General features: G+C 33.2%; 6 protein-coding genes. 4 read left to right on the top strand and 2 right to left on the bottom strand.

Annotation, left to right across the window (positions count from 1 at the left end):
- The first annotated feature begins 1,095 nt into the window (after positions 1-1,095).
- Complete coding sequence (gene dnaK / locus P856_RS03010; protein WP_025300695.1) at positions 1,096-3,066, top strand: molecular chaperone DnaK; 1,971 nt, start codon at positions 1,096-1,098, stop codon at positions 3,064-3,066.
- Positions 3,067-4,098: 1,032 nt separating this feature from the next.
- Here dnaK and dnaJ read toward each other — a convergent pair.
- Positions 4,099-5,223, bottom strand: coding sequence for a molecular chaperone DnaJ (gene dnaJ / locus P856_RS03005; protein WP_025300694.1), 1,125 nt, complete (start codon positions 5,221-5,223; stop codon positions 4,099-4,101).
- A 3,475-nt stretch (positions 5,224-8,698) separates the two neighbouring features.
- On the opposite strand from dnaJ, the gene thrS reads away from it, so the two are divergent.
- Entirely contained in the window at positions 8,699-10,636 is a 1,938-nt protein-coding gene (gene thrS / locus P856_RS03000) for a threonine--tRNA ligase (protein WP_025300693.1), read from the top strand.
- A 37-nt stretch (positions 10,637-10,673) separates the two neighbouring features.
- Positions 10,674-11,192 (top strand): translation initiation factor IF-3, encoded by a 519-nt coding sequence (gene infC, locus P856_RS02995; protein WP_044214909.1) that lies wholly within the window; start codon positions 10,674-10,676, stop codon positions 11,190-11,192.
- A gap of 941 nt (positions 11,193-12,133) precedes the next feature.
- Here infC and P856_RS02990 read toward each other — a convergent pair.
- A complete protein-coding gene (locus P856_RS02990; protein ID WP_025300691.1) occupies positions 12,134-12,580 on the bottom strand; it encodes a metallopeptidase family protein in 447 nt (148 codons plus the stop codon).
- A 1,088-nt stretch (positions 12,581-13,668) separates the two neighbouring features.
- Here P856_RS02990 and P856_RS02985 point away from each other — a divergent pair.
- Positions 13,669-13,974 (top strand): 4a-hydroxytetrahydrobiopterin dehydratase, encoded by a 306-nt coding sequence (locus P856_RS02985; RefSeq protein WP_025300690.1) that lies wholly within the window; start codon positions 13,669-13,671, stop codon positions 13,972-13,974.
- Positions 13,975-14,636 lie beyond the last annotated feature (662 nt).

Below are 14,636 nucleotides of genomic sequence, written 5' to 3'. Positions count from 1 at the left end.
TGTTTTAATTGAGTTGTGATTTTTTTTGCTCAACGAGATAAGTAAAAGATTGATCCGCAGAATGATACGAACGATTCCGGCCATTATTACTAGTTTATTATTCGTTATAGAATGAAATTTAGTAGTGCGCTAGCATGCGCAACCGTTAGCATGACATATTCAAAGCAAGCTAGTTAAGTTTTTTAAGGCTTACTTCGTTAATCTAATTATACTCTCATATTGTACTACCAGAAATTTACGCACGATTATTATTAAATAATTGAACAATTCAAACATTAGAAGGACACCAAACAATGCTAAGAATATCAGTAAAATATCTTGTTTCGTAAAATATTAAACCTGTTGAACCCTGTCATTGACTCACTTTTTTTCAAAAAAATTAAAAATTATTTTTATCAATAACATAACAATAATTATTTTAATTATTCAGCAATGAGATTAAATAATCCTAGAGCATTATTCTTGTCGAAATACTCCATTTGTGCCTCAAAAACAGTAATGATTTTTACTTTTTCTTGGAGGCCTAACTAAAGATTTTCTAATTATAGATTAGCTTTTAATGGATTGCACCATGGGAAAACTCCTTAATATTGATTCTCCATTTCTTAAAATTTAAGCCGTAAAAACCGTTTCGGTGAGCAAAACTGAGATTGTTTAGCATGCTGACAGCAGATGCTATCGGGTAATTTATCTTGAAATCATTTATACAGTATTGCATTTTCTACTTTAAAATCAACATATTTCGTTGTTAGATGAAAATTTGTATTGAGAGAAGTAGATAACATCTACTTGTTATACTGAAAATTGACTATATAATCTAGACTATATAATCTACATTAAATCACAGACTATATAATCTACATTAAATCACAAATTAGGTTAGTATGAATCGATCGTAACCGTTAAAGCGCGGGATGAATAAAAACACCAACTAGGATTGGTTTAATCGCTGTTGGGCAACTATTGCATCAGTGAGTGCTAAAAACTATAATATGTTCTAATCATGACCTAAATATGTTATATTATTAACCTGATGGGGGAGCCAGAGGCGCTTTCGAGGCTAATGGCACCTGCCGCTTATCAAAAGAGGAAGGTATGAGCAAGTTTATTGGTATCGATCTAGGCACGACAAATTCGTGCGTAGCTGTCATGGATGGAGTAAATGCTAAGATTATTGAAAACGCCGAGGGTGCTCGTACTACACCTTCTATGGTAGCTTTTACTGAAAGTGGTGAACGGCTTATTGGTCAGTCTGCAAAGCGTCAAGCAGTTACTAATCCAGAAAAAACTCTATTCGCCATTAAGCGTTTACTTGGTCGTCGCGCTGATGATGTTGCGTCCAAAAAATTTAATGAGCTTGTTCCCTATAATGTTGTCGTGGGCGATAACGGTGATGCTTGGGTGGAGATTGCTGAAAGTAAGTATAGTCCAGCGCAAATTTCTGCAATGATTCTTGGTAAAATGAAGGATGATGCTGAGGCTTATTTGGGTGAGAGTGTTAGTCAAGCAGTCATTACTGTGCCGGCGTACTTTAATGATGCTCAACGCCAGGCAACTAAGGATGCAGGTAAGATTGCCGGCCTTGAAGTATTACGCATTATCAATGAGCCAACTGCCGCATCTCTTGCTTATGGTTTAGATAAAAAAGCATCCGGAACTATAGTCGTTTATGACTTAGGAGGTGGTACTTTTGACGTTTCCGTTTTAGAAATCGGAGACGGGGTTTTTGAGGTTAAGTCAACTAATGGCGATACTTTTTTAGGTGGTGAAGATTTTGATCAGCGCTTAATCGACTATTTAGCTGATGAATTTAATAAAGCTAACGGCATAGATTTGCGTAATGATCGTCTAGCGCTTCAACGTTTGAAGGAAGCTGCTGAAAAAGCAAAGATTGAGCTATCCTCTTCCCAACAAACTGAAGTTAACTTACCGTTTATTACTGCAGACCAATCAGGTCCAAAGCATCTTAATATAAAAATTACTCGCGCTAAACTAGAGGCAATTGTAGAAGACCTGGTTCAACGTACAATCTCGCCATGTGAATCTGCTTTAAAGGATGCTAGCTTATCGGCTCGTGATGTAGACGAAGTAATCATGGTTGGTGGCATGACCCGTATGCCTAAAATTATTGATATGGTAAAAAGCTTCTTTGAGAAAGATCCAAATCGTGGTGTAAATCCTGATGAAGTGGTTGCATCAGGGGCTGCGATACAAGCTGGTGTACTAAAAGGTGAAGTAAAAGACGTATTGTTGCTTGATGTAACTCCACTTTCGTTAGGAATTGAGACTTTAGGTGGAGTTTTTACTCGATTGATAGACCGCAATACAACGATTCCAACCAAAAAAAGCCAGACATTTTCAACTGCCGAGGATAATCAAACAGCAGTGACTATCAGAGTTTTTCAGGGTGAACGTGAAATGGCATCTGATAACAAAATGCTTGGTCAATTTGATTTGCTTGGTATTTCTTCGGCACCGCGTGGAGTACCACAGATCGAAGTAACTTTTGATATAGATGCTAATGGTATTGTTAACGTATCTGCAAAGGATAATGCTACTGGTAAAGAGCAACAAATTCGTATTCAGGCTTCTGGTGGCCTATCTGATACTGATATTGAGAATATGATCAAAGACGCAGAGGTGAATGCTACAAAAGACAAGAAACGCCGCGAATTAATCGATGCAAGAAATCAAGCTGATAATATTATCAGTTCTACAGAGAAAACTATAGCTGATTTTGGCGATAAATTTGATTCTTCGGATAAAGCATCTATTCAGTCTGATATAGCAGCGCTAAAGACTGCGATAGAAGGAGATGATATTGATCATATTAACTCCAAGAAACTAGCCTTACAGCAGTCTTCCATGAAGTTAGGTGAGGCGATGTACAAGGCTCAGCAGCAAGAGCAGACTGTGTCTAATGTTGCAGATAATATAAGCGCTGACGGTTCTGCTGATGCAGGTAGTTCTGCTACTCGCTCTAAATCCTCTTCTGAAGGAAGCAACAATGTTGTCGATGCAGATTTTGAAGAAGTCAATGATCAGGAACGCAATAAATCTTCATGATCCTTATAGTCAGATACAGCCAGAAAAATAGGATTTTTGTGTTTTTACTTTTTTTAATTGGTTTTTCATGAGCGGTTTTGTTTAAGGGGATTGTGGTACCTTTTATGGTAAATTAGGTAGTATGATTCCCTTTAATATAAGGAGATTAAATGAAGAGTTTATTTGAAGTTACTTAATAGATATCTATCTAAAGGAGTGAATTCTCTTGTTAGAGGTGGTTTTATTATGTTTTGTTTATTATTTTTAGGAGTGAAAGTTAAACCTTAATAAATTAAGTACTTTGAATTGTTACAGCCGTTATTTTTGAGTGGTTATATTATCAAATCTTTCTGATGAAATTATTTTATCTAATTAGATAAATAGAAGAAGTTCTATTTATCTAATATCGGTAAGTAATATTCGATAAGTTTATGTAATCTACATGTAATGGAATTTATTGGAGCATAGCTTAATCAGGAAATTTAAAGGTGTAATTTTTATAGCGGATTGTTTTTTATTTAATATTTCGTTAATACTTATTATAATCATCTACTAAAGCTTTAAAATAAAGCTATGATTTCTATCAAATAAAGTATATAATAGAAGATAACTTAATAGGAAATCTGCTTATTAGTTTTAGTGTTTTGTTAGCTATCTAGTAACATTGTCCTATTAAATATTTAAGCCTACTTATACTATCATTTTATAACATAATTTGTTAGCTCTTTGGGAGATTAACTAGGAAGGGCTATTTTTGGATTATCTGATTTTACCTTTGTTAACCGGGTAAGTTGGGTTACTTCCGTTTGTAAGCAAATTTATTCTTTCATTTTTTATAAACTCTATTATTATTTCCGATAATAAATTAATACTAGTTTGGTAAATTTATTAGCGTAAAGATTAATTTATCCACGCTAATAAAGCACTCTAATTATTTATCCCATTGAATATATTATATTCATAATAAGAATCCTATTTTTGCAGAGCAATATCCGAGTATATAAATAAATGATTAATAAAATCCAGAATATTTTGATAATTTGAATTAAAAGCCTAGTAGCGTAGATCTTCCCAAAGTTCCCTTACTTTATTGAAAAAACCATGGCTTTGTGGACTAGTCTTTTCTACTCCACTGTCTTTTTTAAATTCCTCTAATAATTCGCGTTGTCGATCAGTAAGATTGACTGGAGTTTCTACCTCCACCTCTACATACATATCACCACGCGATACTGAACGCAACACTGACATGCCTTTGCCGCGTAAGCGAAACTGTCGCCCAGTTTGGGTACCAGATGGTACAGCAACTTTGGCTCTCTTACTATCAATTGTTGGCACATGGATTGCTCCGCCTAAAGAAGCGGTAACCATTTCTAATGGTACTCTGCAGTAAATATCAGAACCTTCCCGCTGAAAAATTGGATGTGATTGTATATTCAAAAACAAATAAAGATCTCCTGGTGCAGCGCCACGTATACCAGCTTCGCCTTCGCTTTGCAAGCGGATGCGAGTTCCGTCCTCCACGCCGGCTGGAATATTTACCGAAAGGGTTTTCTCTTTACGTTGACGACCAGAACCGTTACATGTTTTACAAGGATTATCAATAACTTGTCCAGCACCACCACAGCTAGAACAGGTTCGCTCAATGGTAAAGAAACCCTGTTGATTGCTAGTCTTACCTCGTCCGCCACAGATTAGACAATTAACTGGCTTTGATCCTTTTTCTGCGCCTACTCCATCACATGTACTGCAAGTAACGAAATTTGGCACACGGATTTCGGTCTGTTTGCCATTAAATGCATCCTCTAGACTAATCTTCATGTTGTAGCGTAAATCAGAACCACGTCCAGGGCTAGTACTCCGGCGTCCTGTTCCTCCACCCATGAAATCTCCAAACATCTCTTCAAAAATATCAGCAAAACCGCCGCTTCCTTGGCCAGGACTTGAACCTCCACCTTCGAATGCCGCATGTCCTAAACGATCATATGCTGCTTTTTTTTCGTCGTCTTTTAGAATATCGTAAGCTTCATTAAGTTCTTTAAATTTATGTTCTGCATCTGTATTTCCTTGATTACGATCTGGATGGTAGCGCATTGCAAGATTGCGATACGCCTTTTTAAGGGTATTTTTATCAGCGTTTCGGCTTACTCCTAATATTTCATAATAATCGCGCTTTGCCATCACTAATCACTGCTCCTAAAATTTTGCATGATAACACTTGCTAATATTCTTAAAAAAAACGTTAGTTAGATAAAGAGAATAGCCGAAGTATAGCTGATTATTGTATCGTCACGTTATTTTTTTTGCATTAAAATATAATAAATGCGAATTAAGGCTATCCTAAGCGATAATCTGTTGTAAATTATCATTTACTGTATTCTTGAGCTTCCTTTTTTAAAAGGAGCTTTGATTTGGACTTCATAACTAGTTCATTATAATTTTTTTTGAAGTATTTCGAGCGGAGAGATAATACTTAGAATGTTTTCTGCTGTCATTAATTATATCTTACGGTAGTAAAAATTAAAATAGATAACTAATTCCTTTTAAGCAATTCCATTAGCTAAGATTAGCTTAGTATTCAGTTAGGATTGGATAAAGTTTTGCTTTGATTATCTAGTGTGATCCACATGAATTGCTTACCGTTTATATCAGCGTATAGCTAACATTTCGGATAATGTGCCAGATTCGTATAATATATAGCATCTTGCCGAAAGATTAGTATATATATAGCACCTTGCCGAAAGATTAGAGCTTAATTTTTCTTACTTCGCTGTAGGTATAGAAACAAATAGATACTTCCTTAAAACTTTCTTAAGAATTTGCTCTATCGTAAGAATGTGCTGATTTGGCTAACGACTAAATCGTACTGACTAAGCATTTTGCAATTAATTGCTATTGTGCTTTGGTTTAAAGGAGCGCTCATGGCGTCATAATCTTAATTTACTTAAAATAAATTAATAGTTTTAGTACTTTTGTTTGAATAATCTTATTATGTGCTATTTCCTTTTCTATACTCGTATTTATAGATAAATTATTATCCTAAAATGACCTTACCGACTTGAAGATGTTCTCATGTTTTTATTATAAAATAGCCAATATAATTTAGACAGCAGCGTTATTGCAGAATTATTTATTATCCTCACTTAAAAGAGTAAAATCTTATACGATGTATCAGATAGTTTATTAAGCTTTATTAGAGCTGATCTGGATGCCTTAATTATTACCTATCTCATCGATTAATCTTTGAATAGGATCCTAATGAGTTTATTATGAGATAATACCTTCGTTGTTTATTGTCTTAATAATTTTTTAAACTAGCATGAGCATATCAATTGGTTCATAGCTTGGTTTTTTACTTTTTGTGCTAAAATTATTATTTTGTAGTTAATCATTCGCTATTCAAAAGTCTGCTATCTAGGGTGGGTGTATTCATTGCCTGATTGCATTTCAAATATCTTACTTCGTATTTAGCATAGAATTGATGTTTGAAATGAAATTTTTAAAGTTATCTATTACAACAACAATAAATAAGATTTTGTTTAGGTGTTATGTTAATCTCATGTCGATTTATTAATTATGTTTGTTTTATAAAAACACAGAAGAATGTCTTTTTTTGTCGGAACAATATCCTGTATTACGCAAGATCATTAAACGTTATCTGCTTTGCATTTTCTACGTGATAATAGAGAAAATATTTGATCGTTTCCAGCGCTTGTATATTTATTTATTATTTTTTAGGTTTTGCTAACTTAAACAATAACTTCAATATCCTAGCCTGATTTATAAGTAATGCCTTCTAGAGCACGCTTAATATATTTTTGCTATGAAGTTTTTAAAGTTAAACTAGTTGTAACATCAGACATAATAGGTAAGTAATACCAAAATCGATCAACCTTATTTTTACTACTTTATTTATAAATAGAAGATAATTTTGAAGGTGGTTACAGTGTATCTACCCTCTTCTATAATATACAGAAAACGGTTCGATTAACACTTGTTAATAAATAAACAATTGTTAATCGAAAGTGATGCTTTCTTGCATTTAAGATTTTGTGCTAGTGAAGTTTAGTATAGCTATCTATGTAAGGAAAATATATTTAACATTACCCAATATTCGGAATGAGATTAACGGCTATAATAGCTCTTGAGCGATTTTAATAATTCTTTAAGTTTTTCTGGAATAGCTATGGAAGCAATCTATTAACCTTTAATTAACTGCTCGATGAAGTTTTCTTTAATTAAGAAAGTTATATATACACTTAGTTTATAGGTTATTGTAGAAAACTGTGGCGCATTTTGTTTCTTTAATTCTATAAATTTATGTTATTATAGTACTTAACCTGATTTTTTGTTAAGATTTATTAATATAGTTGTTTAAGGATAAGTGACTATTATGTACTAGTCTACTGCTTTTCACTAACATGCTCAATAGTGCAATTGAAGTTATACGCTATTGGCAAGATGTAAAATTTATTAAGTAGAAGATTAACAAATCAGTACTTTAGAAAATCTAATTTCATAAGGCAATGCTTTATTGTTGCCAGCTTTTATCTATAGTTAGCTTTGAATCGGTTGTGGCTGAATAATTTTGGTATTGTTTAGTATGAACGAATAATTTACTAAGTCAGTCATTTTATTTTGTTGTCATAAAGGTTTATGGATATAAAGTTAACGTAGTTTTGCTGCTATTAATTATCTATCGAGATGATTAAGTCCTTGATTGTAAAATATAAAAACTAACATAGGAGCATAGCGCTAGATGTTATTTTTTAGTTTTTATATTAAAAAGCTTCATCTATATAATATATTGTTAATCCGATGGTGCCTTCTGCTTGTGTTTGCTAGTCAAGCCAGATTGGAGGAATTAGCCGTGATATCAAAAATGCTAAAGTAAACGTTTAACATAGTTATGGCAATAGCATAGGCTTACTAGCCTATGCTATTGAGAAGTTATTAATGCTAGAATAATCGAACATCTGTTAGATATAGAATAATTTTCCCTCGAATCTTCAATAGCTCATTATACTAAAAATTTAATATTATTGCAATTGTTGTCATTAAGTGTAGATAACCCTATATGCATTTTCCATCTATTAGAATAGATGTGGATATTTTCTACTGCTATTTAGTATTAGATTTGCTAATTATTTTTTAATGTATGGTCAAACTTGATGTTATAATAATTTTGTTAAGTTAATTTATTAATTAAAAAAAAATAAGAAAATAGCATTCGGTAATGATTGTTTTACGATCATAGTATGGTTGATTCTAGATTGGATAGATTGTCGTGATTAATCTAGTTATTCGCTGTTATTCGTAGCTAACTTTTTGATACGATTTAGGAAAGTTTGTTAAAACTGATCGAGAAAAACTTGTTGTATTTTGACGCAATGAAGATACCAAAAAGGTCTTAAGCACTTAAAAATATTTACTGAAGTCTAGGCTATTGTCTGTTTATTTTACTAGCTTAAACTTCATTATATTAGTTTGAAGCGCTCAGGCTGCATATCCTCACAGTAGAGCATTATCTAATATGTTTTGTCATATTTTTTGAATCTTTTAGCTTTGTTTTACTACTTAAATAAATGTTCTGTCTATTGGAGATATGGTGCTATTTTGTTAATATTGTGCTGCTTCCCTTGATAGAGAACTTTTAATGCCAGCTATTAGCCTTTCTGACGGTTCAGTCCTTTATTATGATTTACCGGTTACTCCACTTACTGTTGCTGCTGATGTTGCCTCTAGTCTTTCAAAAGATGCTTTTCTCGCTGAGATTAACGGTAAGATAGTCGATATTAACTCTGTTATTGTCGAGGATGCTAAGCTTGTTTTGATTGATCGTAAAGAAGAAAGAGCACTTGCCTATATTCGTCACGACTGCGCGCATATTTTAGCTGAGGCTGTTCTGGATTTATATCCTGATGCTCAAGCAACCACAGGGCTATCGATTGATAGTGGCTTTTATTATGATTTTTACCGTTGCCAGTCGTTCACGCTTGATGATCTCAATAAGATTGAGCAGCGCATGCATGAGATTGTTGATAGTGATGAAAATATTGTGCGCGAAGAATGGACGCGAGATCAAGCATTAGAATATTACAAGCAAAAAAAAGAATTATTCAAGGTTGAATTGACGAAAAAAATCTCTGTTGAAGAAACAATTATTTTTTATCGACAGGGTAATTTTCTTGATCTTTGCCTTGGCCCTCATGGTCAATCGACAAAGGATGTTGGTCATGCTTTTAAGCTTATGAATTTGGCGGGTGCTTATTGGTGCGGAGACAGTAAATGCGAGCAACTTCAACGGATTTATGGTACAGTTTTTGCTGATGAGAAGGCTTTGCAGTTGCATATTAAAACGCTGAAAGAGACTGAAAAACGCGATCACCGCCGAATAGGCCGTGAGCTTGATTTGTTTCACATCCAAGAGGATGCAGTCGGTTCTGTATTTTGGCATCCTAAGGGCTGGATATTGTATCGTGAAATTGAAATGTATTTACGTCGTCGTTTGGATATGGCGGGATATCAGGAAGTTAGGACGCCGCAGTTAATTGACCAGGCATTATGGGAAGCTTCTGGTCATTGGCATAAGTTTAACGAGAATATGTTCACCACTAGTGCTAAAAATGATAAGCTATTAGCGCTGAAACCGATGAATTGTCCTGGGCATGTACAAGTTTACAAACAAGGTATAAAGTCTTATCGCGATCTGCCTCTTCGTTTGGCTGAGTTTGGCTCATGTCATCGTAACGAACCATCGGGAGCTTTGCACGGAGTTATGCGAGTACGTTCTTTTACTCAGGATGATGCTCATATCTTTTGTACAGAATCTCAAATTACCGAGGAGAGCATAAAGTTTTGTGATTTGCTAAAATCTATTTATGCCGATTTTAGCTTTCACGATATTCGAATCAACTTTTCTGATCGGCCAGCTATTCGCGCGGGTACAGAAGAGGTGTGGGATCGAGCTGAGAGTGCCTTGCGCGATGCATGTATCGCTGCTGGTTTGGAAACTATTCTGAATCCTGGCGAAGGTGCTTTTTATGGCCCAAAGATTGAATTTATTTTACGTGACGCCATTGGCCGTGATTGGCAGTGTGGTACCTTGCAGGTTGATTTTGTATTGCCGGAACGTTTGGACGCTACCTATGTAGCTGAAAGTGGTGATCGAAAGCGGCCTGTTATATTGCACAGAGCTATTCTGGGTTCTATGGAGCGCTGGATTGGTATATTAATCGAGCAATTTGCTGGCCGTTTTCCGATGTGGCTATCGCCAGTTCAGCTCGTAGTGGCAACGATTACTAATACGGTTCAAGATTATGCACTTGAGGTAGCCGCCAGTTGCAAGGCTGTCGGGTGCCGTGTAGCTCTAGATTTGCGGAACGAAAAGATTAATTACAAAGTTCGCGAGCATTCTGAGACAAAGATTCCTGCCTTGCTTATTATCGGTACTCGAGAAGCCAAAAGCAAGCAAGTGGTAATTCGTCGCATAGGTGAAAGGGCGCAAGAAATTCTTACTCTTGATAAAGCTGTTCATAAACTAAGTATTGAAGCGTTGGCTCCAGATTGTTCTGCCAGTCGCTTTACTGAGTAAAAACAGGAGGTAAACTATAGCTAGATCAACATTTAATCTGACCCAGTCCAAAAAAAACGGCCCTCGGGTCAACCGTGACATTCGTGTGCCTAAAGTGCGCTGCGTTGGTCCTGATGGTGATATTTTAGGCTTGATGAGTGTCGATGAGGCTATTGAGCAAGCGGAAAAATTTGGCCTTGACTTAGTAGAGGTGTCGCCTAACGCTGATCCACCTGTTTGCAAGATTTTGGGTTATGGAAAATTTAAGTACGAAGCACAGAAGAAAAGCAATGAAGCAAAGAAAAAACAAAAGGTCATTGAGATCAAAGAGATCAAGATGCGCCCCAACATTAATGAGCATGATTATCAAACGAAGATGCGTAGCGTAATTCGTTTCTTAACCGGCGGAGATAAAGTTAAATTAACTATGCGATTTCGTGGTCGTGAAATGGCACACCAAGAAATTGGTTTAAATGTATTGAAGCGCGTACAGGAAGATATGGCTGATATTACTAAGGTAGAGTCATACCCCAAGCTTGAAGGCAAACAAATGATAATGGTGATAACTCCGCGGTAATGGCAAGCGAAGATGTCAATAAATGCTGCAATTAGCTTTAGTTATTCAAAGTATCTTACATGCGTTTCGTTTGATTAGCGACGACAATAATACTTCTATGAACTAGTCATTGATATATTCAGTGTGATTATATTTGTAATCAATAGATAATTGAAGTTAGTAGGTTCGAAAGCGCGTTTTTATAATTTGATGGTTGGTATTATATATTTCAATAATCTAAAACACTGATATAGCTAATATACCAGCAATATTTGATCTTGATGAAAATTGGGTGTAATTGTTTGGTATCTTTAGCATATGTATAATGTTGTATTTTGTAAAAATACTTTATTATGTTAGCTTATTAATGCATTAGATAATTATGTAATTTACTTTAATTGTTAACTAGTCTAGGTCTTTAAATAGGTAAGTTTCTGCATATGACTTTATATACCAAGCATAATTAATTTTAAATAAAATATTTAATTATGCTTGGTTATAGTAGTTCATTATAATTTATATCGAATGATAATATTCGGCCAGCTAAAATATATGTAATTATTTTATGATTTTTATTTACTAGATTAATTGATATTAATAATTATCGTTAAAAAGATTAAATGACTTAAGTTAGCAATAATAAGCATATTTGAATCTTTTACTTCAGTAAGTAAATCAATCCAACTTAAATTATATATTAATCTTTGTTAGGTATGCCAATATTAAACATTATGATTACATAAGTTAGCGAGGTTTTTTGATATAAGCGTAAACCTTAAAGTGTTCTTTGCTAGATAATTTTTATAGTGTATTTACATGTAAAAATTATCTTTTTATACTGTACTAGCTTTAATAGTAACAATTTTACTTGCTGTTCTGATTACTAGTAATCCATTTATTCGCGCTGTAAAAATAATTTTAGAGATACTTTTAGAATAAATTTCCTGAGAATAATTTAGGTTTTAGGCTCGTCCTGCTGGAGCATTGGCTTCTTCCTCGTTCGCAAGACGTTCTATTTCTTCCATTTCACTATCGCTGTATCCGTAATGATGACCAATCTCATAGATTAAGACGTGACGCACTACCGTGTAAAGATCATCGCCGCTATCGATCCAATAATTGAGGATTGATCGACGAAACAAAAATAACCTATCAAATTTTGATAATCCATCTTTTGTAGAATGATAGTCAAGTGATAATCCTTGATAGAAGCTGAGCAAATCAAACGGTGTTTCAAGGTTCATTGTTTCACACATCTCCTCATCGGGGAAATCTTCTACTAAAATAGCAAGACCAGAGAGTGGTTTAAGGAGTTTTTGAGGGATATTTGATAAAGCATCCTCCGCCAAAGCAGCCATCTGTTCGATGGTTGGGGCAAGGATTTCTGGACGAGCTTTCTGCGCGCACATAAGCGCAGCTATAACCCCTTTCTCTTTAAGGAGAAAGTTTGCTGCCTAAAGGGACAACATAAAAAACCACGCACGACATGTTGCGTAGTTAATTTTAAATAGCAGAAAACTGTCATTTAGTTGCTATGAATAATCAACTAACTACAAAAACAAAACAATTATCAATTCCTAACGTATCATAGTCAATATTGTTTGTCAGTAATAAAGTTTTAGCATTCTTAGAAAGAATCTTATCGTTAGCACTAAACATTCTTTGATGGATTTAGTTAATAAAAATCAATAATAAATTTATGCTAATTGATAATAATATCAAAAATAAATAGTATAATTATTACACATTAATATTGCTGTTATTACCGAAGCATTTTAATTATTTAAAAGTTAGCAAGCATTTTAGATGCTTGCAACCATATTGCTTAATATCTTGCTTTCTTAAGCATCAAGATATCGCTTGAAATCATAATTAGTAATCTAGGCAAATAACTTAAATAATTTTTAAGTACAATAGCAAAAGTGTAAGCCGCAAAACTTTGCTGTTTTTCTAGTATTTACTTTTACTGTTATACTCTAGTATCAGCGTTACTATTATATAAAAAGCTAAAAAGCCTTTATTTATTAATTGTTAACTATTAATTAAACTATTGATATTAACAAGAATATTGGCTTTCTGAAAGAAATTGTTACCTTTATAGTAACATAAAGGCTATATTTAAAATTATTTTTATAATAACATTGCCAATTAAATCGTTTGACTATAACTATTAGTTTTTTAATAAATTGTTAATTTATCTTTGATTTTTAGTAACAAATAGCGCATTACTTGTTTGTAAAACATTATCGATTAATGAACTTTTATAAGTCAGGCTATGATATAAAACATCATATTCATTGGTTAAATTTCTAACACTCTATTATGAATAAATAAAATCAAGCATTTTGTTTATTCAACTAGCCATTATTTCAATCAAAATAATAAAGACATTACCGTAGCGAGTGATATTATTTTATCTTATTACTTTAACAAATTTAAAAAGAATTTTAGCCTTTACGTTTAAAATAGTAAAATTTAAAAAGGGAATAATCCTATAATGCTAGAGAAACTCAGTGTTAAAGAGATTAATAACTACCTTGCATCCATGGATGGGTGGATTAAAGAGAATGATGCTAGTGCGATCATCAAGACCTTTAAATTTAATAGCTTTGATGATGCATGGAGGTTTATGACTAAGGTAACTATTAAAGTCTGTAGTATGAATCATCATCCAAATTGGTCAAATTCTTATAATAAGGTTGTGGTTGAACTTAGTACGCATACTATTGGCGGAGTAACAGATCTGGATATCGAATTGGCTAATTACATGGATTTAATAGCATTTCACATCAAATTAGCTTAATTTAATCTCAATAATTTAGCAATCTACATAATGAAGTGAGTAGCTACTTTTCTAGCACTATCTTGTAAAGATGAATATCCCTAATTTTACTTGGAATTAAGTAGTTCGGAATTAATAATCGTGTTAATAGAAATATAATGTAAGTCAATACGGGTTATCACTAAAAATAATTTGTAGTATATGATTGTTTTGTTATTGCAGGAATATTAGGTCATGTACCTTGATATATTATCTGAATAAATAATTACTAATTTTTAGTAAAACAACTTAATTTATAATACACTATTATAGTTACTTTTTAAGTAAAAAATATATTTTTAAAAAATTAATCTGCTTAGATTATATCGCTTACTCTTTTAAGACACTAAAAAATTATATGAACTCTTGGTGAAGAGGCAAATCTTATTTCTTTTCTGGTAAAAATAAATACTGGGCATTTCCGTTAAATGGAATACTTGTCTAATAAATTTTAACTTATTATTTTATTATAAATTAGCAAAATGCCAATCTACATTTTATTCTTAGGTTAAGAATAATTCATTAAAAATTTTTTTAAATTATCATTTTTTATAAAAAAGTTGGTTAATTTTATTGATTTTTTGTTTTTCTATGCACCGAATTTGTAGTGTTATGTTTTTACTCTATAATTAGTAGCACTATTA

The sequence above is a fragment of the Candidatus Endolissoclinum faulkneri L5 genome (assembly GCF_000510265.1).
GTDB lineage: Bacteria > Pseudomonadota > Alphaproteobacteria > Thalassobaculales > Thalassobaculaceae > Thalassobaculum > Thalassobaculum faulkneri_A.
This window is presented reverse-complemented; position numbering and strand designations above follow the sequence as displayed.